The organism is Oleiphilus sp. HI0125 (assembly GCF_001635355.1).
Genome location: NZ_LWGF01000022.1, coordinates 1 through 681, shown reverse-complemented (window position 1 = coordinate 681; position 681 = coordinate 1). Strand labels below are relative to the sequence as shown.

2 protein-coding genes are annotated in these 681 nt (G+C 43.0%); both read right to left on the bottom strand.

Going from position 1 to position 681, the window contains the following annotated elements; genetic code table 11:
• Positions 1-108: 108 nt before the first annotated feature.
• On the bottom strand, positions 109-324 hold the full coding sequence (rpsU, locus tag A3762_RS00625; protein WP_068451124.1) for a 30S ribosomal protein S21: 216 nt from the start codon (positions 322-324) through the stop codon (positions 109-111).
• A gap of 144 nt (positions 325-468) precedes the next feature.
• Positions 469-681, bottom strand: a 213-nt coding sequence (locus tag A3762_RS00620; protein ID WP_197468899.1) for a peptidogalycan biosysnthesis protein, incomplete at its 5' end; no start/stop codon positions are given.

Genomic DNA, 681 nt, shown 5'->3' with positions numbered 1-681 from the left:
AAGACGAATAGTTGCTAGGCGCTCTTTTTCTTTAGCGCGCATAGCGTCTTTCATTGCTGAGCTAATGCTGGCCTTCAGCCCATTTTGGGACATAAGCGTTTACTGATCTTAGTAAAGACGCTCGAAACGACGCTGTTCACGCTGAACTTTCTTAGCGTGACGCTTAACCGCTGCAGCTGCTTTACGCTTACGAACAGTTGTTGGCTTCTCGTAGTGCTCGCGACGACGAACTTCAGACAATACACCAGCTTTTTCGCAAGAGCGCTTAAAGCGACGAAGAGCGATATCAAATGGCTCGTTTTCTTTAACTTTTACAGAAGGCATTCAAATTACCATTAATACGTTTAAAAATTCGTTCTAACTGCTTAAAACCACCGTTAAGAGGTTTTTAACGCAGTTTGTTTAGGGGCGCGAATTCTAATGTTATTTTTTAACCAAGTAAAGCCTTTTCATAAATGTGCTTAAAATTCAGCTATGGCTTACATTTTTGTAGGGCAGCCAACGTTTCGCATCCTCATTAAACTGCTCAATATGCTCTCGCTCCTCATCTAAGAATCGATCAATTGCGCCGCGAAATTCAGGGTGCTGTATATAGTGCAAAGAATGCGTCGTCACCGGCTCAAATCCGCGCAGTAATTTATGTTCACCTTGAGCTCCTGCATCAAAACGCTTCAAACCATG